The following is a 20,923-nucleotide window of genomic DNA, read 5'->3' on the forward strand; positions in this document are numbered from 1 at the left end:
CGTTCTGTCGCGGATTGAGTTTGACTCGCATCAAGCCCTAGCGCGCGGGCGAGAGCGTAGGCTTGCCGGTCTCTGGAGTCGGCGAGGTTCCCGATGCGGACGTGGTATGAACCCAAGCTATTGACCGTGCTGCGAGAAGGCTATGGCCTCAGGGACCTGCGGGCCGACGCCATCGCGGGCCTGACGGTCGCCATCGTGGCCCTGCCGCTCTCCATGGCCATCGCCATCGCCTCGGGCGTGTCGCCGGACCGGGGACTGTTCACGGCCATTGTCGGCGGCTTCCTGGTCTCGCTGCTGGGTGGCAGCCGCTATCAGATCGGCGGGCCGGCGGGGGCGTTCATCGTGCTGGTGGCCGCCACGGTGCAGGCCCACGGCCTGGACGGGCTATTGCTGGCCACCATGCTGTCAGGGCTGATGCTGGCGACGCTCGGGCTGATCCGGGCGGGGACCTTCATCCGCTACATGCCCTATCCGGTGACGGTCGGGTTCACCGGCGGCATCGCCGTGATCATCGGGGCGAGCCAGCTGAAGGATCTGCTGGGCCTGAAGCTGACTGGGCCAGAGCCCGGGCCCTTGATCCCCAAGCTGGCGGCCCTGGTCCACGCCCTGCCGACCGCCAATCCGATGGCGATCGCCGTCGCGGTCGGGGTGATCGTGGTGATCCTGACCTTGAAGCGCTTCAAGCCGCTCTGGCCGGGGATGCTGATCGCCGTGGTGCTGGCCTCCGTCGCGGCCTGGGGACTGCATCTGCCGGTGGAGACCATCGGGGCGCGGTTCGGTCACCTGGCCCAGGGGCTGGAGGCGCCGCGCCTGCCGGCGCTGAGCCTGGCCAAGGTCCAGTCCGTTCTGCCGTCGGCCCTGTCCTTCACCCTGCTGGGGGCGATCGAGAGCCTGTTGTCGGCGGTGGTGGCCGACAGCATGTCGGGGCGGCGGCATCGGCCAGACACCGAGCTGATCGCCCAGGGGATCGCCAATATCGGCTCGGCCCTGTTCGGCGGGATCGTGGTGACCGGGACGATCGCCCGGACCGCGACCAATGTGAGGTCCGGCGCGCGGGGGCCGATCGCCGGCATGCTGCATGCCGGCTTTCTGCTGGCGTTCCTGGTCGTGGCCGCGCCGCTCGCGGCCTATATCCCGCTGGCCGCCCTGGCCGGGCTGCTGGCCCTGGTGGCCTGGAACATGGCCGAGAAGCATGAGTTCGCCACCCTGATTCGGGCCTCCAGGGCCGATGCGGCGGTGCTGCTGACCACCTTCGGCCTGACACTGGCCAAGGACCTGAGCACCGGCATCATCGCCGGCTTTTCGCTGGGCGCCCTGCTGTTCATCCACCGCATGGCCAAGGCGGTGGATGTGCGCGGCGGCGACAACGCGGGGGAGGACGATTCCGAAGGGTTCGGTCCGGCCCTGACCCTGGATCGCGACATCGCCACCCTGAAGATCTCCGGCGCCTTCTTCTTCGGGGCCACGGCCCAGGTGGGGGCGACGCTGGACGCCATCGGCGAGCGGCCCAAGGGCTATATCCTCGACCTGTCGGACGTGCAGATGATGGATTCGTCCGGGGCCGCGGCCATGGCCAGCTTCGCGCGCAATGCGGCGCGGCGGGGGGCGCGGGTGATCCTGACCGGCGCCGACAAGCCCGTGCGCCGGGCGCTGATGCTGCAGGGGCTGGTCCCGCCGCTGGTGCGGTTCCGCAGCGATCCCGCGGCGGCGGCCAGGACCCTAAGGCGCGGCGGTGAGGACGGAGTGGCCTGAGCCCGGATAGATCCGCAGGCCGTTGGCGGCGGTGTCGAGCAGGAACTGGGTCGGGTTGCGCATCTGGGGCGGCGGCGAGGCGCCGACCGGCCACTGGTAGTTATGCGTCGTCCCGGCGGGATAGATCTCGGTGTGCAGCTGGGCGGTGCCGCTGACCATCCCGATGGGCTGGCCGCCTGCGACGGCGTCGCCGACCGCGAGGCGGCGGTCCGCGAGCGAGCTGGCGCGCACCTCGCCATAGAGGGCGACATAGTCCTTGTGGGCGACCAGGATCGCCCAGGTCTGCTCGCCGCCGTCGGCGGGCGAACGGGCCAGGAAGGGGTAGAAGGCGACGATCCGGCCCGGCTCCATGGCGACGACTGTGTCGCCCTCGGCGGCGGTCAGATCCACCCCGACATGGCGGCGGGTCTGGGGCTTGTTGGGATCGGACGGGCGGCGGCTGTCGAAGGTGCGATCACGGCTGCCCTGCACCTGGCCGTTCGCCAGGACGGCGGGCACGACGGTCGCCTGGGGCAGGGCGGTGACGACCGGCCAGTAGCGGGTGCGGCTAACGCTGGGCGCCATCGGCACCGGAGCGACGGCGGGAATGGACGCGGCGATCAGGTGCAGGCGGGCCGGAGCGTCGGCGCTGGCCGGCAGGACGGCGAGCGCGCCCGCCAGGCCGGCGGCCAGAAGCCCCGCGCCCAGCCGCATCAGGCGCTGGCCTCGAGCTGGGCGTAGCCCAGTTGTTCGTTCAGCCGTTCCATAACTTCGATCGCCGCCTCGGGAACGACTGTTCCAGGCGTGAAGATTGCGGCTACGCCGGCGTCGCGCAAGGCCTGGAAGTCTTCCGGGGGGATCACACCTCCGACAACGACCAGGATGTCAGCGCGGCCGAGCTTGGCCAATTCGGCCTTCAGCTCCGGCACCAGGGTGAGGTGGCCGGCCGCCAGGGAGCTCGCGCCCACCACATGGACGCCCTCGCGCACCGCCTCGGCGGCGCCTCGGCCGGGGTCTGGAACAGGTCGCCGATGTCGACGTCGAAGCCGAGATCGACGAAGCCGGAGGCGATCACCTTCTGGCCGCGGTCGTGGCCGTCCTGGCCCATCTTGGCGACCAGGATGCGGGGCTTCTTGCCGTCGGCCTGGACGAAGGCGGCGGTCATGGCCTTGGCGCGGTCGCTGGCCGGGGTGGCCCCGGCCTCGCGCTGGTAGACGCCGCTGACGGCCGAGGCCTTGGCGGAGTGACGGTTGAACACCTTTTCCAGGGCGTAGCTGATCTCGCCCACCGTGGCCTTGGCGCGGGCGGCCTCGACGGCCAGCTCAAGCAGGTTGGCTTTGCCGGCCGCGCCCTTGGTCAGGGCGTCCAACGCGGCCTCGACGGCGGCCGGGTCGCGCTCGGCCTTCAGGCGGGCGAGCTTCTCGAGCTGACGCTCGCGGACGGCGGAGTTGTCGACCTTGAGCACCGGGATCTCGTCGGCGACGGTCGGCTTGTAGCGGTTCACGCCGACCAGGGACTGGCGACCGGAATCGATGCGGGCCTGGGTGCGGGCCGACGCCTCCTCAATGCGGCGCTTAGGCAGACCGTCCTCAATGGCCTTGGCCATGCCGCCCAGGGCTTCGACTTCGGCGATGTGCTCCAGGGCGCGGGCGGCGAGGTCGGCGGTCAGGCGCTCGATATAGTAGGAGCCGCCCCAGGGATCGATGACCCGGTTCTGGCCGCCTTCCAGCTGCAGGAACAGCTGGGTGTTGCGGGCGATGCGGGCGGAGAAGTCGGTGGGAAGCGCAAGCGCCTCGTCCAGCGAATTGGTGTGCAGGCTCTGGGTCTGGCCGCCGGCTGCAGCCATGGCCTCGACGCAGGTGCGGGCGACGTTGTTGTAGACGTCCGAGGCCGCGAGGCTCCAGCCGCTGGTCTGGGTGTGGGCGCGGAGCGACAGGGAGCGGCTGTCCTTGGGATCGAACTCCTCCTTCATGAGCTTGGCCCAGAGCAGGCGGCCGGCGCGCTGCTTGGCGATCTCCATGAAGGCGTTCATGCCCGCGTTCCAGAAGAAGGACAGGCGGGGCGCGAACTGGTCGACGGTCATGCCGGCGGCGACCCCGGCGCGGACATATTCGATGCCGTCGGCGAGGGTGTAGGCGAGCTCCAGGTCGAGCGTCGCCCCGGCTTCCTGGATGTGATAGCCCGAGATCGAGATAGAGTTGAACTTCGGCATTTCGCGCGAAGTATATGAAAAGATGTCCGAAATGATCCGCATCGAAGGCGACGGCGGATAGATGTAGGTGTTCCGGACCAGGAACTCCTTGAGGATGTCGTTCTGGATCGTGCCTGACAGCTGGGCGTGGCTGACACCCTGTTCCTCGCCGGCGACGATGTAGAGGGCCAGGATCGGCAGCACCGCGCCGTTCATGGTCATGGACACGCTCATCTTATCGAGCGGGATGCCGTCGAAGAGGGTGCGCATGTCGAGGATGGAATCGATGGCGACGCCCGCCATGCCGACGTCGCCCTTCACCCGCGGGTGATCTGAATCGTAGCCGCGGTGGGTGGCGAGGTCGAAGGCGATCGACAAGCCCATCTGACCGGCCGCCAGGTTGCGGCGGTAGAAGGCGTTGGAGTCCTCGGCCGTGGAGAAGCCCGCGTACTGGCGGACCGTCCACGGGTTGGTCAGGTACATGGTCGGATAGGGACCGCGCACGAAGGGGGCGAGGCCCGGATATCCGGCCAGGGCGTCCAGGCCCTCGATATCGGCTGGGGCATAGCCCGGCTTCACGGCGATGCCTTCGGGCGTGTCCCAGGCGGGCCCGGTCGCAACGGCGTCCGCCGAGGGCGGGGCGAAGGCCAGGGTGGAGAAGTCGGGGAAGCGGCTCATTGTGCGGCCTCGAAGGGTTGCGCCAGACGGATCGGGCGCAGGGGCGGACAGTGGCCGTCAGGGCCGGGCAGGCGGGGTGAGGGAGCGTCGACCGGTTTCGGGCGCACGCTCAGCACTTCGACCGGGGCCTGCTGAGTGGGCGGGAAGGCCGTGACGCCGACGATGCGCGGCTTGCCGGCGGCCTCGCGGGCGGCTGTGACCTTGGCGACCTCGTTGGCGACCAGGCCGGAGGCCAGGGCCTCGATCAGGCCGCCCTTGGCCTCGATCGCCTGGAACTCCGCCCAGGCGGCGCGGGCCATCTCGTCGGTGAGGGCTTCGACATAGCCGGCCCCGGCGGCGGGATCGGCGACCCGGCCGAGGTGGGCCTCTTCCATCAGCACCAGCTGGGCGTTGCGGGCCTGGCGGCGAGCGAAGGCGGTGGGCAGGCCGAGGGGATCGGTGAAGGCGCCGAGCTGGACGGCGTCGGCGCCGCCGACCGCCGCGCCAAAGGCGGCCGAGGTCAGGCGCAGCATGTTGGTCCAGGCGTCCTGGGCGGCCAGCATGCGGTGCGAGGAGCGGGCCTCGATCCGGGCCGGCGCCTCGACGCCGCAGGCGGCGGTGACCTGGGCCCAGAGCAGGCGAGCGGCCCGCAGCTTGGCGATGGTCAGGAAGTAGTCGGTGTCGGCGCTGAGCCCCAGGACGATGCGGGAGAAGGCGTCGGCCATGGAGGCGCCGGCCACGACCTGGGCCTTGGCGTAAGCGACCGCCGCGGCGAGGGCGAAGGCCAGTTCGCCCGCCTCGCCGCCGCCCGCCTCATGCACCGCCCGGCCGGAGGCCAGGAACAGGGTCGACTTCGGATAGATCTCGGCCAGGCGGGCGCCGACTGTGGCGGCCGAGACCAGATGGCTCTCAACGGGGCCAGGGCTGACGCCGGCCTCGGCGAAGGCGCTGAGCGGGTCCATGTGGAAGGCGAGCAGGGCGTTGGGCGCCGACTTGGCGAAGGCGCTGAGCCAGTCGGCGGCCTTGGGGCCTAGGAAGCCGGCGTCCAGGGCGACGGGCGCCAACTCGACCAGCACGCCGTCCAGGGCGCGGGCCAGGGCCTCGGGCGAGCCTATAGCGGTTCCGGTCTCGCCGGTCGGGTCGATGCGGATCAGGGCGGAGGCCGCGCCGCCTTCCAGGTCGGCCAGCAGCTCGGTGCGCGCACCGGTCGGATCGGGGTGACGGGTCGCGGCGCGCAGGTCCCAGGGGCGCTCGGCGTCGAAGGGGCGCGGGGTGATCGCCGGGGCGCTGGCGCCCGACTCATAGAGCGGCGCGATCGGCAGGCCCTCGGGCGTCTCGCGCAGGAGACTTTCGAAGGGGGCGTCCTTGAGCGTCTTCTCGACCAGGACACGCCATTCGGCCGCGGTCGCGGTCGGGAAGGGCGAGGTGATTTGGGAGGCTGGCTTGGTCATCGGCCGCCAGATGGGCCAGGGAAAGGCCGGGCGTCAAGGCGCCGCTGGGTCAAGGGAAACCCTATGCTTGCACAGGTCCGGATCATGTGTATACGCTGTAAAAATAAGAACCGCATCGATTGGAAACGCGCCCATGGCCCTGCCCCCCATTCTCGCTGAACGTCTTCGTCTGCCGGTGATCGCCTCGCCGCTGTTCATCATCTCCAACCCGGCCCTGGTGATCGCCCAGTGCAAGGCGGGGATCGTCGGGTCGTTTCCGTCGCTGAACGCCCGTCCGATCAGCCAATTGGACGAGTGGCTGGCGCAGATCACCGAGGAGTTGGCCGACTGGGACCGCAAGAATCCGGACCGGCCGTCGGCGCCCTTCGCGGTCAACCAGATTGTCCACAAGACCAATGACCGGCTTGAGCAGGACATCGAGCTGATCGTGAAATACAAGGTGCCGGTGAACATCACCTCGCTGGGCGCCCGCGAGGATGTGAACGCCGCGATCCACTCCTATGGCGGCATCGTGATGCACGACGTCATCAATGACCGCTTCGCCCGCAAGGCGGTGGAGAAGGGGGCCGACGGCCTGATTCCCGTGGCGGCCGGCGCCGGCGGCCATGCCGGGCACCTGTCGCCCTTCGCCCTGATCCAGGAGCTGCGCGAGTGGTTCGACGGGCCGATCGCCCTGTCGGGATCGATCGCCAATGGCGCGGCGATCCTGGGCGCCCAGGCCATGGGCGCGGACCTGGCCTATATCGGCTCGGCCTTCATCGCGACCCAGGAAGCCAACGCCCAGCAGGACTATAAGGACATGATCGTCGCCAGCCGCGGCGACGACATCGTCTATTCGAACCTGTTCACCGGCGTGCACGGCAACTATCTGCGCCCCTCGATCGAGGCGGCCGGGCTGGATCCGGACAACCTGCCGGTCTCCGACCCGTCGAAGATGAACTTCGGCTCGGGTGGCAACACCAAGGCCAAGGCCTGGAAGGACATCTGGGGCTGCGGCCAGGGCATCGGGGCGGTGAAGAGCATCCCCACCGCCGGCGAGCTGGTGCAGCGCCTGTCCGACGAATACGAGGCGGCCAAGGCGGCGCTCGCGGCCAAGACCGCGCTCACCGCCGGTAAGCACCTGATGGCCGCGGAATAGGACCCCGGGCCGGCGGCGCAAGCGCGTCGCCGGCCCGCATTCCCTAGTCGAGCGTGGCGTCGAGGGTGATCTCGGCGTTCAGCACCCGGGAGACCGGGCAGTTCTTCTCCGCCACACCCGCCAGTTCGTCGAACCTGGCCTTGTCCAGGCCCGGAACCTTGGCGCGCAGGGTGAGGGCGGATTTCTCGATTTTGAACCCGCCGTCGGCCTGGACCAGGGAGACGGCGGCTTCGGTGTTCAGCTCCTCCGGCGTGAAGCCCGCGGTCTGGAGCTGGAAGGCCAGAGCCATGGTGAAGCAGCCGGCGTGGGCGGCGGCGATCAGTTCCTCCGGGTTCGTGCCCGGCTCGGCCTCGAAGCGGGTCTTGAAGGAATAGGGCGTGTGCGAGAGCACGCCGGACTCGGTCGTCAGGTCGCCAGTCCCGTCCCGACCGGTTCCGCGCCATTGGGCGTGGGCTTTGCGGATCATCTTGTCCTCCTGGGCTGCAGTGGTCCCCCGACCCTGGCAGAGCAGAATGACACCGAATTGCGTCGGGATCAGCGCGGCGTCAGGCCCTGGGGCGACGGCTGTTCATTTCGTCGCCCGCGTCCGCCGGCAGGGGGAAATAGAAGACCAGCGAAATGAAGGTGATGGCGCCGACCACCAGGAAGGCGGGGGAGATGGTGGCCGCGGTCAGATGGTGCTGGCCCTGGGCGACCATAAAATAGTGCAGCAGGAGGGCGGCCAGGCCGATGCCGATCGACTGGACCAGCTGCTGGGCCATGCTGGACATGGTCGAGGCGCGACTCATCTGGTGCTGTTCCACGTCGGCGAAGGCCATGCCGTTCAGGCTGGTGAACTGCAGGGAGCGGAAGAAGCCGCCGACCAGCAGGACGGCCATGATGACGATGTGCGGGGTCGTGGGCTTGAACAGGCCATAGGCCAGGAAGCTGATCCCGGTGATGACGGCGTTGACGATCAGCACCGTGCGGAAGCCGAAGCGGCGCAGGATGGGCGGGGCGGCGGTCTTCATGACGATGGCGCCGGCGGCGCTCATGAAGGTGAGCAGGCCGGCCTGGAACGGGCTCATGCCGAAGCCGATCTGCAACAGCATGGCCAGCATGAAGGGCATGGCGCCCATGGCGAGCCGCATGAAGCCGCCGCCGATGATCGAGGCGGAGAAGGTCTGGATCCGGAACAGGCGCAGGTCGAGGATCGCGTGCTGATTGCTGCGCGAATAGACCCCATAGGCGAAGAGCGAGGCCAGGCCGGTGAGGAACAGGCCGGCGACCGCATAGCCGGGCAGCAGGGGGCGGCCCAGGTTCTCGAAGCCGAAGATCAGGGTGGCGAGGCCTATCCCGGTGAGCAGGATGCCGATCCAGTCGATGGGGGCCACGTCCTGTTCGGCGACATTGGGCACATAGCGCCAGACCATGACGCCGCCGAACACGGCGATCGGCAGGTTCATGAAGAAGATCCAGCGCCAGTCGGCGAAGGTGACGATGGCGCCGCCGAGCACGGGGCCGATCACCGGCCCCAGCAGGGCCGGCATGGTGAGTACCGACATGGCGCCGACCAGTTCGCTCTTGGGCGTGGTGCGCAACAGGACTAGGCGTCCGACCGGGACCATCATGGCGCTGGCTGTGCCCTGGAAGATCCGGGCCAGGACCAGTTCGGCGAGGTTATTCGCAAAGCCGCAGGCGGCCGAGGCCAGGGCGTAGAGGATCATGGCGGCGAGGAAGACCCGCTTGGCCCCCAGCTTGTCCGCCGCCCAGCCGCTGACCGGCAGGAACACCGCCGAGGCCAGCAGATACATGGTGATGGCGAGGTTGAGCCGCAGCGGATCCTCGTGCAGGGCGCGGGCCATGGTGGGCAGGGCGTTGGACAGCACCGTGGCGCTGAGCGTCTGCATCATCAGGGCCGAGCCGATGATGGCCGGCACGATCCAGCCGCGGGTGACGGCGGCCTTGGCGCCAGTCTCTTCGGGCTTGAGGGCGAGGTCCGTCATGCGTCGAGACTCAGAAGCTGGAGGAGGGGCAGGGCGGCCTGGGCCAACTGGTCGCGGCCGTCCGGGGACAATCGGGCGAGGCGCACGGAGAGCCAGTCGTTGCGGAGTTTGCGGATCTCCTCGAGCCGCGCCTCGCCTGCGGGGGTGACCCGAAGGCCTGACCGGCGACCGTCGTCGACGTGGTCGGCGCGGGCGACCCAGCCGGCCGCCTCCAGGCGCTTCACATGGCTGCTCATGGTCGGGCGGGAGAGCTTCTCCGCGTCGGCGAGGTCGCAGACGCCGACCCCCGGCGCGCGCTTGATCTGGCCGAGGATGAGGGCGTCGAGGGCCGAGACGCCGGCCTTCTGGGCCTCCTGCCGAAGGCGGCGCGACACCCGCAGCAGCAGGGGGCGCAGGGCTTCGGCCAAGGGCTCCGGGTCGGAGGAGGTGAGGGCGGAGAGGGGCAAGGGCGCTCTTATAGTTAGGTCGTCTAACTATCTTTATCGAGCTGAGGAGGGCTTGGCAAATGTCCCGATGTCACAGGCCTAGAGTCCGGAGAGGGCGCGGCGGGCGGCGCGCAGGCCGCGCAGCAGGTCCGCGGCGTGACTGCGGGCCTCTACGAGTGCGGCCTGGCAGGGGGCGGGATTGGAGGGGAGGCCTCGGGCCGCCGCGGACCGGGCCCGCTCGGCCGCCGCATGGGCCGCTGCGCAGGCCGCCTGGATGCGGGCGACGGCCGACAAGGTCGCGCCCTGTGACGAGTTGCGCCAGGCGTCCTGGAAGCGCTGGCGGGCCTCGGCCGCCTTGCGGATCTGGGCGTCGGTGCGGGGCGGCGAGGGGGCGGCGGACAGGCCGGACCAAGCCACGCCGCCATGGCGGGCGGCGTCCGTGCGGTGCGTCTCCCACCAGTGTCGGTCCAGGGCGCGTTCCGCCGCGATCAGGGCGGGCAGGGGATCGGGCGAGGTCATGCGATAATTGTATATTAAATACAGATAATCGCAATTCGAAGCTGCGCGGTCTGTGCGATCAGCCGCCGCTGACGATGATCCGCCGGGCCTGGAACGGAGGGATGATGGCGGTGATGTGGGCCGCCCACCGCAGGCGCGCGTCGTGCCGGGTGGGGCCGACGATGCTCTCGAGGTCGAAGCGTCCGGGTTCGCTGCCGCGCAGGAGGCGCTTGACCAGAACCTCGTCGGTGTCGGTCTCGACCACCACCACATGGGTGGACGACGCGGCGTCGAGCATCAACAGCGCGATCCAGAAGTACGGCCAGACCGACCCCTATTCCCGCGTGGCGCCGGTGTCGGACCTTGAGCGTCAGGCGGCCAGCGGGGCCGCCCAGCTAGGGGCGGGCGATCCGGAGGCGGTGGGCGGGCAGGGCTGGTTCAACAAGCTGATGCAGGGGCCGGCGCCGAGCGTCAGCTCCGCCAGCGTGCTGGACAATATCGGGGCCTATATGAACCCCTATCGCGACCAGGTGACCAACGCCGCCATGGCCGATTTCGACGCCGACGCGGGGCGCACCCGGGCGAGCCAGGATCTGGCCCTGGCCGGGCAGGGCGCGTTTGGCGGCTCCGGCGCGGCGCTCACCAAGTCGTTGACCGAGGGCGAGCTGGCGCGGGCGCGCAACAGCCAGCTCTCGAAGCTGAACGCGGACATGTTCAACGCCGGGGCGGCGCTATCCGGTCAGGACGCCGACCGGCGGCAGCAGGCGTCTGCGGCTAACGCCCAGCTCGCGATGCAGCACGCCCAATGGCAGGGGCAGTTGGGCCTGGACCGCCAGGCGAACGATCGGGCCAATGTGGCGGCCCAGGCGGGCCTGGGCGCTCAACTGCGCGGCGCGGATCAGGCCTATCGGGACGCCCCGACAACGGCCCTGTCGAAGCAGGTGGAGATGTTCTCCGGCCTGCCGCTGAACCTGTTCCATGGCCAGACGAGCGACTCGACGGGCACGCGGAATTCGACAGAGACCCAGAGCGGCGCGACCATCGGGGACATCGCCAGCCTGTTGAGCGGCGTCGGCTCCTTGATGAGCGGCGGCGCTCAGCTGACTGGGGCCTTCAAGGCCGCCTCGGGCGGCCAATGAGCGAGACCATGTCGGCCGCCCTCAACTCGGGGTTGGAGGTCCAAATCCTCACCCTGAGACAGATTGGCGAGAATATCGCCTCGCAGACCCGGCGCCTGGAAAGTCTGAGCACCAAGATGGATGACGTCCGCGAACGCCTCGTGCGCCTCGAGGCGCAAGAAGCGGGCAAGTTGGTCGACGCTGTCCGGCGGGACCTGCAGGCGGCTTTGGCGCGGATCGACGAGCTTGAGGCTCAGAGGGACAAGGTGGTCGGGGTGACCGCCTTCTGGGCATGGTTGGCGCGAGTGGGGCCGTGGCTTGCGGCGGCGCTCGGCGCCTTCCTGGCCGGAGCGACCCTCAAGAACGGGCGTTAGGCGCGGCCCGCGAGGGCGTGCAGATAGGCTGAAATGTCGGTGGGCCAGGCGGCGATGAGGCCGTCGAACCGCTCTCGGTCACCGGAATAGAGACAGCGGAGCGCGTCTTCGTAGCCTGGCAGATCTCCGCCGAGCGTGGTCATGGCCCGATGAACCGCCTCTTGGTTTCGCCGCGTCTGGTCGGCATCGACGCTGTCACGTCGCGCCGCATCCACGAGCCGCCGAAGGGCGGCAGACGCCCCGCCGGGCTGTGTGGCCAGCCAATCCCAATGGCGGGGGAGCAGCGTCACCTCGCGCGCGGTCACCCCGAGCTTCGGCCTGCCGCGCCCCGGCCGCTCGGTCGGCCCCGCGGATTCTAGATCGGCCGCGTCCACCGTCCGGCCGGTCGTGTCCGAGAGGATGACGATGTGCGTGGCGCCGCGGGCCGCTTCGGCCTGGGCGGCCGCAGAGACCGGACCGATCGGCCCGGCTGCGAGGTGACGGCTTCCGACAAAGGCTGTGTAGGTGTCATCGCCCGGATGGTCGGACATGGTCGGCTCCTGCTCGGCGCAGATTACTACCCGGATGAATATGGCCCTCGCAAGGCGTGAATCGGTCGCGCGCGGCGACCGCGGATCGGCGAGGGCGCCCCGTTGTCCACCCCGTGAAGAAGGAAAACCCGATGAGCGATGCTCAATTCGATACGCCCACGCGCGCGGACGCCTATGCCGACCTGATCGTCAAGGCGGCCCAGACGGCGGCCGACCTCGCCAGCCAGAACGCCGCGGTGAGCGGCAAGGACTGGTACCGTTCCAAGGGGGTCCTGGGGTCCTCGGTCGCGGCCCTCGGCGTGACCCTGCTTCCATCTGTGCTTGCCGCGACCCATGCGTCGCCGGAGACAGGGCAGGCCGTGACCTCCGCCGTCGTCCTAGGCGGAGCCTTGCTTGGGCTTGTGGGGCGGCTGACCGCCCGGCGGCAGATCAAGTAGGTTATTGCCCGCCCGCGATCGCCGTCTCCCCGAGCAGGTTGGGCGGAACCGGCTCAAGGTCGCGGAAATAGCAGGTCGCGCCCTTGACGCTGATCGCGCTGAACCGGTCGACCCCGGTCTCTGATCGGTCGGGATTCTTGAACTCAAAGCGCCTGGCGTGGGCAAGTTGCGGACAGGGCCTGAAGAAGGTCGCCCGGAACGCCGCGCCCTGGGTGTTGGCGATCAGCAGCGTGGTCGGCGTCTCGCTGCGCCAACGGGCCAGGCGGCCGGTGAAGTGGGACGGCAGCCAGTCGATCAATTCCTGCGCGGCCGTGGCCGCAGACCGCGGCGGTGTCGCGGCTCGGGCCACGTCGATGGGCAGCAGGCCAATGACCAGGCCGAGACCAATCCAGAGGCTCTTCATCCCGCATTCCTCCTGGGCGATCCACGCAAGGTCGAGCGGCCTTCAAAGGCGCAGGACGATTTGACCCGGCGATTGCAGGTGGATTTCAGGGGGGGGGGGCGCATGCGCCGATTGCGGCTGATTGTTGGCGGCTGAGGCGTGGCGCGCGCCACGGGAGGGCGGTCCACTACGGCGGGCGTCAAGACGCCGGCATATGGCCGAACGATCCGGAGGTTGGAAAGCGATGCGCGGAAGGAATTGGTCGGGGCCCAAGTTCTTGAAAAACCTGGGCCCCGATGGTGCCGCCGGGCAGGATTGAACTGCCGACCTCAGCCTTACCAAGGATGCGCTCTACCACTGAGCTACGGCGGCGAAAGGCGAGGCGGGGGCTATAGCCAAAGCCGAAGCCCGCGTGAAGTGAAAAAGCGGAGGAAAGCGCACTTGACCTGTTCGCGCCTTCGCCGCACCCCGTATTTTCATGGAAAAAGCTGACAAATCCGGTGCCGCCAGCCGGGAGGCCAAGTTGGCCGAGGCGCTCAGGGCGAATCTGCGCCGGCGGAAGGCCGGGGAGAAGGCGCCTCCCGCCAAGCCCGCGATTCCCAAGTCCGGCGCCTAAGGCTCGCCGCCTTTCCGGCGCGGCGCTCAAGCGCTAGAAGCAAAGCCGTCGGACCCGCGAATCCCCGCCGTCGCGCAGGATGCTGGCTCTGCCGATCCAGGCCCCAGGCGCAACGGTTCGACGCACCCGGAGCGAAGGCTCTTACAAGGATTGAAACGGTGGCCGACTACGCGCCTCTGAGACTGCTCGCGACCGATGCGGACGACCTGCAGGTGCTGGCGACCACGCTGCAGGATGCGGTCGCCAAGATCGGTGACATTCGATTCGACGCCCGGGGACGGCTGCTGACCGTGACCTTCAATCGCTTCTGCTGGGAGGCCGGCGGCGGCGCGCGCGTGAGGTCGGGCCTGCAACTGGGATCCGTCCTGGGCGTCCAGGCGCGACGTCTGAGGCGAGGCGCGAAAGACGCGGTCATCGAGTTGCTGACCCTGACCTTCGATCCGGGCGAGGCGCCGGGCGGCGTTCTGACCTTCAGTTTCGCGGGGGGCGGTGATCTGCGGGTGTCGGTCGAATGCATTGACGCGGTCCTCGCCGACGTTTCGCCGCCGTGGCCCACGCGCCGCACCCCCGGACACGATCTGTCTGAGACGTAGCGCTGGGAGCCCGGCGTCGCTAAGTAGCGGCCATGCGCCGTTTTGACTTTTCCGAGCCCGGCTTCGAGGCCGCCTTCACCGCCTTCATCGAGGAACGCCGCGAGACACCGGAGGAGGTGGACGCCGCCGTTCGCGACGTGCTGGCGGCGGTACGGCGCGATGGCGTCGAGGCGCTGCTGAGGTTCGGCCGGCAGTTCGACAAGGTGGAGCTGACTGAGGCTGACCTGCGGGTCAGCGCCGAAGAGATCGAGGCGGGAGCCGCAGCCTGTTCCTCAGACGTCCGGGACGCGATCGCCTTCGCCGCCGCCCGCATCCGCGCCTATCACGAACGTCAGCGCCCGGCGGACCAGTGGTTCACCGACGCCGCCGGCGTGGAGCTGGGCTGGCGCTGGACCCCGCTTGAGGCGGTGGGGATCTATGTCCCCGGCGGACGGGCGGCCTATCCCTCGACGGTGCTCATGAACGCCGTGCCCGCGGCGGCCGCCGGGGTCGAACGGATCGCCATGGTGACGCCGCCCGGGAAACTGCAGCCGGCCGTGCTGGCGGCGGCGAAGGCGGCCGGTGTCACGGAGATCTGGCGGGTGGGCGGGGCCCAGGCGGTGGCGGCGCTGGCCTATGGCGCAGGACCGATCCGGCCGGTGGACAAGATCGTCGGACCGGGCAACGCCTATGTCACGGCCGCCAAGCGCCGGGTCTATGGAACTGTCGGCATCGACGCCCTGGCCGGTCCTTCAGAGATCGTCGTGGTGGCGGACGGCGCCAACAACCCCGACTGGATCGCTGCGGACCTGCTGTCGCAGGCCGAGCACGATCCGGCGGCCCAATCGATCCTGATCACCGATGACGCGGTATTCGCTGAACGGGTGGCGAGCGCGGTTCAGGACCAGCTCAAGACCCTGGCGACCGGTGAAGACGCCGCCGCCTCGTGGCGGGATCACGGCGCGATCATCCTAGCGCCGCTCGATGAGGCGCCGCGCCTGGTCGACCTGATCGCGCCCGAGCACGTGGAGTTTGCGACCGAGAACCCCGAGCGCCTTTCGGACCGCGTTCGGCATGCCGGGGCGATCTTCCTGGGACGGCTGACGCCCGAAGCGATCGGCGACTATGTGGCGGGGTCCAATCACGTGCTTCCCACCAGCCGGGCGGCGCGATTCTCGTCGGGCCTGTCGCTTTATGACTTCATCAAGCGGACCTCGATCGTGAAGTGCGATGCGGACGCCTTCGCGATCCTGGGGCCCCACACAGTGGCCCTGGCCGACGCGGAGGGGCTGCCTGCCCATGCGCGTTCGGCCGCGATCCGGCTGGGGAACACCTAGGAACCGCCCGATCGTCAGGGCGTTCGCGGGGGCGGGGGCCAGAGCCGAGTAGATCCAGCCATGCCAATCTCGCCGCTTCATGGCGCGACCGCCGTCGCCCAGCCTTCCGCTGCTGAACGCCTCCTCAGGATGGGCCGCGCGGCCCTCGACAGCTTTGCGCACCTCGACGCGCGGGAGGTTGGGCTCAATCTCGCCCTATCCCTGCTCGTCGCGGGCGCGGCCTTGGGTCTGATCGCCGGCCTGCGGCGGCTGTTCGACCGCTGGTTCGCCAAGCTCATGTCGGACGGGCTGGCCGAACAGGGAGAAGCCAAGACGCCAAGGGCGGCGGGCCTGAGTTGGCTCCTGCTGCGCCTGGCGATCCTGGGCGGAACCCTGCTGATCATCGCCGACATCTGGGGCGTTGACCTCGCCGTGCTGGGCGGCGGGGTTCTCGGCGCACTGCTTCGCGCGATGGGGGTGGTAATCCTGGCCGTGGGCGCCATCGAGGTGGCGGGATTCGTCGTCGATCACCTGGTGCATGGGGTCGCGCGCCGCAGCCGCGATGCGAGACGGGCGGCTCAGGTCCGCACGCTAGGACCGCTAATCCGCGGCTTCATCCAGGGCGTGCTGGTGGTGATCTCCAGCCTAACCTTCATGTCGGAGATCGGCGTCAAGGTCGGGCCGTTATTGGCCAGCGCCGGCGTGGTCGGCGTCGCGATCGGGTTCGGCGCCCAGACCCTGGTGAAGGACTTCCTGACGGGCGTCTTTCTGGTGGCGGAAGACGTGGTTTCGGTCGGGGATAACGTGCAGATCGCCGATTTCGGCGGCACGGTGGAGGCCATGACCCTGCGCACGATCCGGCTGAGGGACCAGAACGGCACCTTGCATATCTTCCCCTATTCGGAAGCCCAGGTGATCCACAACCGCACCAAGACCTTCTCGTCCTATGTTTTCGAGGTGATGGTCACCTACGGGTCGGACATCGACCACGCCCTGGCGGTGATGGGCGATCTGGGCGCGGAGATGCGGCAGGATCCGGCCTTTGGTCCCAAGATCATCCGACCGTTCGAGGTGCTCGGTGTCGATCGCCTCGATCCTCTGGGCGTGATGTTGAAGGCGCGGGTCACCACCCATCCCCGCGACCAATGGAGCGTGGGACGGGAATATAATCGGCGCCTCAAGCTGGCCTTCGAGCGGGAAGGTGTGGAGCTCGCCTACCGTCCCGTCGGCCCGGCCGCGCCGACCGTTCCCACGACGTCGAAACCGCCGCCGGCGGCTGCGCAAAGCTGAACGGAAGCTGTCTACGCGGCCCAAAGCGCGTTCAGGGTCGGGCTCCTAGGGTGTGCGTATCGAAGCTCATGCGGCTTCGGACGCATTCTTGAACGGAGACACCCCATGCGGACCAATCTGACCCCGAAGCTGATGCGCGGCGCGGCCGCGGCGATGCTGGCCGGCGCGATCGCGGCCGGCGGCGTCTCGAGCGCCTTCGCCCAGGACTATCGCGCCCCGACCGGCGGCGGCCTGGGATCTGTGGTGAACTGCGACGCCCCCGGCGGCAAGCAGGCGGGCGGCGCCCTCATCGGCGCGCTGCTCGGCGCTGCTGCCGGGTCCAACCTGGCCAAGCATGACCGCGGCACCGGCACGGCGATCGGCGCTGTGGTGGGCGCGGCCACCGGCTCCTATGTCGGCTGCAAGATGCAGCGCGACGATCAGGCTCAGGCGGCTTACGGCTATGGCCCGGCCTATGCGGCGCCGGCGACCTACAGCCATGCGGGTCTGAGGTTGTCCGGCCAGATCTCGCCGGCGGCCTATGTCCGCGAGAGCGGCCTGTTCGCCGCTGACACCCGGCTGAACCTGCGCGGCGCGCCGACCACCGCCGGCCGCAAGGTGGGCCAACTGCAGCCCGGTGAGCGGTTCCAGGCCCTGGCCCGGGTGCGGGGCACGGATTGGATCCTGGTCGGCCAGAACGGCGTCGGCGTCGGCTATGTCCACAGCGCCTATGTCCGCCCGGTCTCCGGCTACCAGTACGCCAGCTACTAGACGCCCCGTATTCCTCCCCTGAAACCACTTGCGCCCGACGCCCGCCGCGTCGGGCGCATTTTTGTTTGCGCGCAGCCGTTGGGCGACGGGCAGGATAACGTTAGGAGTGGGTCTGCAATAATGCTGTCGGAGCCCCCCGTCCGCGACACCCATGGCTGACGAAGACCGCAAGACACACCGCCTGCAGAGCGTGGAGATCGACGAGGAATCCCTCGCTGCGGTCTCGCGCGACCAGGAACAGGAGCGGCAGATCGCCATATTCGATCTGCTGGAAGAGAATTTCTTCCACCCGAGGGCGCGCCCGGCGGGCCCTATGATCTGAAGATGGGACTGGTTGAGAACCGGCTGGTGCTGGATGTCACAGGGCCGGGCTATGAGCGGCGACACATCCTCTCGCTGTCGCCGTTCCGGGGCCTGATCAAAGACTATTTCATGATCTGCGAGAGCTATTATCAGGCCATCCGCAACTCGACCCCGGCCCAGATCGAGGCCTTGGACATGGGGCGGCGCGGGCTGCACAATGAGGCCTCCAACCTGCTGCGCACCCGGCTGACGGGCAAGATCGAGACCGATCTGGATACGGCGCGGCGCCTTTTCACCCTGATCTGCGCCCTGCATTGGCGGGGTTAGGCGGTCGTGGCGTCTGAGGTCATCCGGCCGCCCCTGCCTGGCGCGGTCCTGTTCGCCTGCAATTTCAACCGGGTGCGATCGCCCATGGCGGAGGCGCTGCTGCGGCGCGTGGCCGGTGACCGGGTTTTCGTCGACAGCTGCGGCCTGAAGCTCGAGCGGGGTGACGCGGCGCAGAATGCGGATCCGTTCGTCGAGGCGGTCATGGCCGAGCTGAGCTGTGACCTCTCCCGCCATCGCCCCAAGACGTTCGACCAGCTGGAGGACAGCTCCTTTGACCTGGTCGTGTCGCTCACGCCGGAAGCCCAGCACCGGGCTGTTGAGTTGGCGCGGGGCCGTGCGGTGGAGCTCGAGTACTGGCCGACCCATGATCCGACCCAGTCGGAGGGCTCCCGCGAGGCGCGGCTGGCGGCCTATCGCGAGGTGCGCGACAGTCTGGCGGCGCGGATCGCGGAGCGATTCGGCCCCGTGCGCTGACGTCCCAGTCGACCGGCGAGGGGCCAATGCGCTATAGTGACCGCCTGTCCACGGCTCGCGCCCCGATTCCGGCGTGGGCCGTTCATTTTATCGACGTCCAATTCGGAGCCTCTATGGCTAAAGAAGAACTCCTGGAATTCCCGGGCACGGTGAGCGAAGTCCTGCCCAACGCGACGTTCCGCGTGAAGCTTGAGAACGATCACGAGATCATCGCCCACACCGCCGGCAAGATGCGCAAGAACCGCATCCGCGTCTCGGCGGGCGACAAGGTCCTGGTCGAGATGACGCCCTACGACCTGACCAAGGGCCGCATCACGTTCCGCGTCCGCTAGAGGGCGCTTGCCCCCTATGACGACGCCGCGCCTGGTGCTGGCCTCCGCAAGTCCCAGGCGGCTCGATCTCCTGGCCCAGATGGGCCTGACCCCGGATGGGGTCGATCCCGCCGAGATCGATGAGTCCCCCCTGAAAGATGAAACGCCGCGCCGCCTGGCGCTGCGGCTGGCCTGCGCCAAGGCGGCGAAGGTCGCCGCGGCGCACGCGGGGGCCCATGTCCTGGCCGCCGACACGGTGGTGGCCGTGGGGCGCAGGATCCTGCCCAAGGCGGAGTCCGAGGCCGAGGTCCGCCACTGCCTGGACCTGCTGTCGGGGCGGGCCCATAAGGTGTTGACCGCCGTGGCGGTGGCGGCGCCTGGCGGGCGCGTGGCGAGCCGGCTGGTCGAGACCCGTTTGCACTTCAAGCGCCTGACGGATCGTGAGATCGCCGCCTACCTTCAGTCGGGCGAAGGGCTCGGCAAGGCCGGCGGCTATGCGATCCAGGGGCGGGCAGGGGCCTTTGTCATGGCGCTGCAGGGCTCCTACACCGCCGTCGTCGGCCTGCCGCTCTATGAGACCGCCTGCCTGCTCGACGGCCTGGGCTACGCACGGCCATGAGCGAGCGGCGCCTCTTCCTGGATCGCGGTCTCGGCGAGCGCCGCGGCGTCGTCCTGCTGGACGGCAAGCCCGAGCGCCTGCTGATCGAGCGCGACGACACCCCGCCCGCGGCGCGCCTGGGCGCCCGCCTGGCCGCGCGGGTGCGCAAGGTCGAGCCGGCCTTCGCCTCGGCCTTCCTCGACCTCGGCGACGGCCTGGAGGCCCTGCTGAGCTTCAAGCCGGACGCCCGTCCCGTCGAAGGCCAGATGCTGGAGGTCGAGCTCCGCACCGAGGCGCGCACCGGCAAACTCCCCACCGTGCGGGTGATCGGGCCCGCGGACGGCAAGCCGCGCCTGCTCGCGCCGGCGCCGGACCTCGCCGAGCAGCTCGCCGGGTTCGCGCGAGATGCGCGAGTGGTCGAGGGGCGCGAGGCGCGCCAGATGGCCGACCGCGCCGAGGCCGAAGCCCTCGAAACCGTTCACGCCCTGCCGGGCGGCGGCAATATCGCCATCGAACCCACCCGCGCCCTGGTCGCCATCGATGTCGATCTCGGCGAGCGCAAGGGCCAGGACGCCAAGCGCCTGACCCGCCAGGCCAATATCGCCGCCCTGGGTCTCGCCGCGCGCCTGCTGCGCCTCAAGGGGCTCGGCGGCATCGTGGTCATCGACCTGGTCGGGCGCGGCCATGACGCCACCGCCCTGATGACCGCCGCGCGCGCGGCCTTCGCCCCGGACAATCCCGGCGTCTCCATCGGCCCCGTCGGTCGCCTCGGCACTATGGAGCTGTCGATTCCCCGCCGCGCCCGGTCGCTCCGGGAAATCCTGGTGGATGCGCGGGGCCAGCCCACCGACCAGACCATGGCCCTGCGCCTGATCCGCGCCTTGCAGACCGAGGGCCAGGCCCAGGGCGGCGCCCAGCTGCAGGCGCGGTGCGCGCCGGCTGTGGCTCAGGCGGCGCAGGCTCTGGCGGCGGCCCTGGCGGCCGAGATCGGCGCCCGCTTCACCATCACGCCCGACCCCGCCCTGGCCCACGACCGGTTCGAGGTGAAATCCCGATGAGCAAGCCCGTCTGCGCCATCTGCGGCAAGCCGATCCAGCCCGAATATCGTCCCTTCTGTTCGCAGCGCTGCGCCAATGTGGACCTCCAGCGCTGGCTGACCGGCGGCTATGTGGTCAAGGCCAGCGAGGACGACGAGCCGCTGCCGGACAATGAGGACGAAAACTAGCGTCGGCCTCGCTGGACACGGGCGCGACCCTCTTCTATAGACACGCCTCCGTTTCGACGGCCCAAGCCTGGGTAGCTCAGTTGGTAGAGCAGCGGATTGAAAATCCGCGTGTCGCTGGTTCGATTCCGGCCCCAGGCACCACTTCCCCTTTTCTCCTCATACGCCTGACCCGGCGGCCCTGGCGCCCGCTGGATCAGACGGTCCTGGCCGTGTTAGAGCCAGCC

The 20,923-nt window shown here is 69.4% G+C and carries 23 protein-coding genes, 2 tRNA genes and 2 pseudogenes; 16 read left to right on the forward strand and 11 right to left on the reverse strand.

Annotation, left to right across the window (positions count from 1 at the left end; genetic code table 11):
• Positions 1–93 precede the first annotated feature (93 nt).
• A complete protein-coding gene (locus MQH10_RS17920; protein WP_242565377.1) occupies positions 94–1,752 on the forward strand; it encodes a SulP family inorganic anion transporter in 1,659 nt (552 codons plus the stop codon).
• Here MQH10_RS17920 and MQH10_RS17925 read toward each other — a convergent pair.
• From MQH10_RS17925 to MQH10_RS17935, 3 genes and pseudogenes are all read right to left on the reverse strand, one after another.
• A complete protein-coding gene (locus MQH10_RS17925; protein WP_242565378.1) occupies positions 1,720–2,445 on the reverse strand; it encodes a M23 family metallopeptidase in 726 nt (241 codons plus the stop codon). The two genes, MQH10_RS17920 and MQH10_RS17925, sit on opposite strands and share 33 nt — an antisense overlap.
• Positions 2,445–4,600, reverse strand: a pseudogene (gene scpA / locus MQH10_RS17930) (methylmalonyl-CoA mutase). Before scpA ends, MQH10_RS17925 begins: the two are co-directional and overlap by 1 nt.
• Positions 4,597–6,030: a methylmalonyl-CoA mutase family protein gene (locus tag MQH10_RS17935; protein WP_242565379.1), complete on the reverse strand. Its 1,434-nt coding sequence runs from the start codon at positions 6,028–6,030 to the stop codon at positions 4,597–4,599. Before MQH10_RS17935 ends, scpA begins: the two are co-directional and overlap by 4 nt.
• Before the next feature lie 133 nt (positions 6,031–6,163).
• On the opposite strand from MQH10_RS17935, the gene MQH10_RS17940 reads away from it, so the two are divergent.
• A complete protein-coding gene (locus tag MQH10_RS17940; RefSeq protein WP_242565380.1) occupies positions 6,164–7,168 on the forward strand; it encodes an NAD(P)H-dependent flavin oxidoreductase in 1,005 nt (334 codons plus the stop codon).
• 43 nt (positions 7,169–7,211) lie between these two features.
• On the opposite strand, the gene MQH10_RS17945 is transcribed toward MQH10_RS17940, so the two are convergent.
• The 5 genes from MQH10_RS17945 to MQH10_RS17965 form a co-directional block, all read right to left on the reverse strand.
• Complete coding sequence (locus tag MQH10_RS17945; RefSeq protein WP_242565381.1) at positions 7,212–7,634, reverse strand: OsmC family protein; 423 nt, start codon at positions 7,632–7,634, stop codon at positions 7,212–7,214.
• 79 nt (positions 7,635–7,713) lie between these two features.
• Positions 7,714–9,153 carry an MFS transporter gene (locus tag MQH10_RS17950; RefSeq protein WP_242565382.1) on the reverse strand — a complete coding sequence of 480 codons (1,440 nt, stop codon included), beginning with the start codon at positions 9,151–9,153 and terminating at the stop codon, positions 7,714–7,716.
• Positions 9,150–9,599 carry a MarR family winged helix-turn-helix transcriptional regulator gene (locus MQH10_RS17955; RefSeq protein ID WP_242565383.1) on the reverse strand — a complete coding sequence of 150 codons (450 nt, stop codon included), beginning with the start codon at positions 9,597–9,599 and terminating at the stop codon, positions 9,150–9,152. Before MQH10_RS17955 ends, MQH10_RS17950 begins: the two co-directional genes overlap by 4 nt.
• A gap of 78 nt (positions 9,600–9,677) precedes the next feature.
• Positions 9,678–10,097, reverse strand: a complete 420-nt coding sequence (locus MQH10_RS17960) for a hypothetical protein (RefSeq protein WP_242565384.1) — start codon at positions 10,095–10,097, stop codon at positions 9,678–9,680.
• A 58-nt stretch (positions 10,098–10,155) separates the two neighbouring features.
• Positions 10,156–10,374, reverse strand: a complete 219-nt coding sequence (locus MQH10_RS17965; RefSeq protein WP_242565385.1) for a hypothetical protein — start codon at positions 10,372–10,374, stop codon at positions 10,156–10,158.
• Here MQH10_RS17965 and MQH10_RS17970 point away from each other — a divergent pair.
• Positions 10,352–11,215, forward strand: coding sequence for a hypothetical protein (locus MQH10_RS17970; RefSeq protein WP_242565386.1), 864 nt, complete (start codon positions 10,352–10,354; stop codon positions 11,213–11,215). The two genes, MQH10_RS17965 and MQH10_RS17970, sit on opposite strands and share 23 nt — an antisense overlap.
• 8 nt (positions 11,216–11,223) lie before the next feature.
• Positions 11,224–11,568, forward strand: a complete 345-nt coding sequence (locus MQH10_RS17975) for a hypothetical protein (protein WP_242565387.1) — start codon at positions 11,224–11,226, stop codon at positions 11,566–11,568.
• On the opposite strand, the gene MQH10_RS17980 is transcribed toward MQH10_RS17975, so the two are convergent.
• Positions 11,565–12,098 (reverse strand): DUF2239 family protein, encoded by a 534-nt coding sequence (locus tag MQH10_RS17980; protein ID WP_242565388.1) that lies wholly within the window; start codon positions 12,096–12,098, stop codon positions 11,565–11,567. The genes MQH10_RS17975 and MQH10_RS17980 overlap by 4 nt on opposite strands.
• A gap of 131 nt (positions 12,099–12,229) precedes the next feature.
• On the opposite strand from MQH10_RS17980, the gene MQH10_RS17985 reads away from it, so the two are divergent.
• Positions 12,230–12,535: an LPXTG cell wall anchor domain-containing protein gene (locus tag MQH10_RS17985; RefSeq protein WP_242565389.1), complete on the forward strand. Its 306-nt coding sequence runs from the start codon at positions 12,230–12,232 to the stop codon at positions 12,533–12,535.
• 1 nt (position 12,536) lies between these two features.
• Here the strand turns inward: MQH10_RS17985 and MQH10_RS17990 are convergent, their stop codons facing one another.
• Positions 12,537–12,938, reverse strand: coding sequence for a hypothetical protein (locus MQH10_RS17990; protein WP_242565390.1), 402 nt, complete (start codon positions 12,936–12,938; stop codon positions 12,537–12,539).
• A 276-nt stretch (positions 12,939–13,214) separates the two neighbouring features.
• A tRNA-Thr gene (locus tag MQH10_RS17995) sits at positions 13,215–13,289 on the reverse strand.
• Positions 13,290–13,691: 402 nt separating this feature from the next.
• Here MQH10_RS17995 and MQH10_RS18000 point away from each other — a divergent pair.
• The 11 genes and pseudogenes from MQH10_RS18000 (at position 13,692) to MQH10_RS18050 (ending at position 20,840) form a co-directional block, all read left to right on the forward strand.
• A complete protein-coding gene (locus MQH10_RS18000) occupies positions 13,692–14,126 on the forward strand; it encodes a DUF2948 family protein (protein WP_242565391.1) in 435 nt (144 codons plus the stop codon).
• Positions 14,127–14,158: 32 nt separating this feature from the next.
• Positions 14,159–15,442: a histidinol dehydrogenase gene (gene hisD, locus MQH10_RS18005; RefSeq protein ID WP_242565392.1), complete on the forward strand. Its 1,284-nt coding sequence runs from the start codon at positions 14,159–14,161 to the stop codon at positions 15,440–15,442.
• A gap of 129 nt (positions 15,443–15,571) precedes the next feature.
• Positions 15,572–16,711: a mechanosensitive ion channel family protein gene (locus MQH10_RS18010; RefSeq protein WP_242565393.1), complete on the forward strand. Its 1,140-nt coding sequence runs from the start codon at positions 15,572–15,574 to the stop codon at positions 16,709–16,711.
• Positions 16,712–16,816: 105 nt separating this feature from the next.
• The gene (locus MQH10_RS18015) at positions 16,817–17,461 is read left to right on the forward strand and encodes an SH3 domain-containing protein (RefSeq protein WP_242565394.1); all 645 of its coding nucleotides are present in this window, start codon (positions 16,817–16,819) and stop codon (positions 17,459–17,461) included.
• Between the two features lie 151 nt (positions 17,462–17,612).
• Positions 17,613–18,091 (forward strand): annotated as a pseudogene (locus MQH10_RS18020) (UPF0262 family protein).
• Positions 18,092–18,112: 21 nt separating this feature from the next.
• Positions 18,113–18,565: an arsenate-mycothiol transferase ArsC gene (locus MQH10_RS18025; RefSeq protein WP_242565414.1), complete on the forward strand. Its 453-nt coding sequence runs from the start codon at positions 18,113–18,115 to the stop codon at positions 18,563–18,565.
• 113 nt (positions 18,566–18,678) lie between these two features.
• On the forward strand, positions 18,679–18,897 hold the full coding sequence (infA, locus tag MQH10_RS18030; RefSeq protein ID WP_111458197.1) for a translation initiation factor IF-1: 219 nt from the start codon (positions 18,679–18,681) through the stop codon (positions 18,895–18,897).
• A gap of 16 nt (positions 18,898–18,913) precedes the next feature.
• Positions 18,914–19,495 carry a Maf family protein gene (locus MQH10_RS18035; protein WP_242565395.1) on the forward strand — a complete coding sequence of 194 codons (582 nt, stop codon included), beginning with the start codon at positions 18,914–18,916 and terminating at the stop codon, positions 19,493–19,495.
• On the forward strand, positions 19,492–20,532 hold the full coding sequence (locus MQH10_RS18040) for a ribonuclease E/G (protein ID WP_242565396.1): 1,041 nt from the start codon (positions 19,492–19,494) through the stop codon (positions 20,530–20,532). The genes MQH10_RS18035 and MQH10_RS18040 overlap by 4 nt, the downstream gene beginning before the upstream one ends.
• On the forward strand, positions 20,529–20,699 hold the full coding sequence (locus tag MQH10_RS18045) for a DNA gyrase inhibitor YacG (RefSeq protein ID WP_242565397.1): 171 nt from the start codon (positions 20,529–20,531) through the stop codon (positions 20,697–20,699). Before MQH10_RS18040 ends, MQH10_RS18045 begins: the two co-directional genes overlap by 4 nt.
• Positions 20,700–20,764: 65 nt before the next feature.
• A tRNA-Phe gene (locus MQH10_RS18050) sits at positions 20,765–20,840 on the forward strand.
• The last annotated feature ends 83 nt before the right edge of the window (positions 20,841–20,923 follow it).

The organism is Phenylobacterium aquaticum, from assembly GCF_022695515.1.
GTDB classification, from domain to species: domain Bacteria; phylum Pseudomonadota; class Alphaproteobacteria; order Caulobacterales; family Caulobacteraceae; genus Phenylobacterium; species Phenylobacterium aquaticum.

Coding starts and splice junctions, on each gene's coding strand:
- MQH10_RS17920 (WP_242565377.1), top strand. CDS start 94: ATGCGGACGTGGTATGAACCCAAGCTATTGACCGTGCTGCGAGAAGGC.
- MQH10_RS17925 (WP_242565378.1), bottom strand. CDS start 2,445: ATGCGGCTGGGCGCGGGGCTTCTGGCCGCCGGCCTGGCGGGCGCGCTC.
- MQH10_RS17935 (WP_242565379.1), bottom strand. CDS start 6,030: ATGACCAAGCCAGCCTCCCAAATCACCTCGCCCTTCCCGACCGCGACC.
- MQH10_RS17940 (WP_242565380.1), top strand. CDS start 6,164: ATGGCCCTGCCCCCCATTCTCGCTGAACGTCTTCGTCTGCCGGTGATC.
- MQH10_RS17945 (WP_242565381.1), bottom strand. CDS start 7,634: ATGATCCGCAAAGCCCACGCCCAATGGCGCGGAACCGGTCGGGACGGG.
- MQH10_RS17950 (WP_242565382.1), bottom strand. CDS start 9,153: ATGACGGACCTCGCCCTCAAGCCCGAAGAGACTGGCGCCAAGGCCGCC.
- MQH10_RS17960 (WP_242565384.1), bottom strand. CDS start 10,097: ATGACCTCGCCCGATCCCCTGCCCGCCCTGATCGCGGCGGAACGCGCC.
- MQH10_RS17965 (WP_242565385.1), bottom strand. CDS start 10,374: ATGCTCGACGCCGCGTCGTCCACCCATGTGGTGGTGGTCGAGACCGAC.
- MQH10_RS17975 (WP_242565387.1), top strand. CDS start 11,224: ATGTCGGCCGCCCTCAACTCGGGGTTGGAGGTCCAAATCCTCACCCTG.
- MQH10_RS17980 (WP_242565388.1), bottom strand. CDS start 12,098: ATGTCCGACCATCCGGGCGATGACACCTACACAGCCTTTGTCGGAAGC.
- MQH10_RS17985 (WP_242565389.1), top strand. CDS start 12,230: ATGAGCGATGCTCAATTCGATACGCCCACGCGCGCGGACGCCTATGCC.
- MQH10_RS17990 (WP_242565390.1), bottom strand. CDS start 12,938: ATGAAGAGCCTCTGGATTGGTCTCGGCCTGGTCATTGGCCTGCTGCCC.
- hisD (WP_242565392.1), top strand. CDS start 14,159: ATGCGCCGTTTTGACTTTTCCGAGCCCGGCTTCGAGGCCGCCTTCACC.
- MQH10_RS18010 (WP_242565393.1), top strand. CDS start 15,572: ATGGGCCGCGCGGCCCTCGACAGCTTTGCGCACCTCGACGCGCGGGAG.
- MQH10_RS18015 (WP_242565394.1), top strand. CDS start 16,817: ATGCGGACCAATCTGACCCCGAAGCTGATGCGCGGCGCGGCCGCGGCG.
- infA (WP_111458197.1), top strand. CDS start 18,679: ATGGCTAAAGAAGAACTCCTGGAATTCCCGGGCACGGTGAGCGAAGTC.
- MQH10_RS18035 (WP_242565395.1), top strand. CDS start 18,914: ATGACGACGCCGCGCCTGGTGCTGGCCTCCGCAAGTCCCAGGCGGCTC.
- MQH10_RS18040 (WP_242565396.1), top strand. CDS start 19,492: ATGAGCGAGCGGCGCCTCTTCCTGGATCGCGGTCTCGGCGAGCGCCGC.
- MQH10_RS18045 (WP_242565397.1), top strand. CDS start 20,529: ATGAGCAAGCCCGTCTGCGCCATCTGCGGCAAGCCGATCCAGCCCGAA.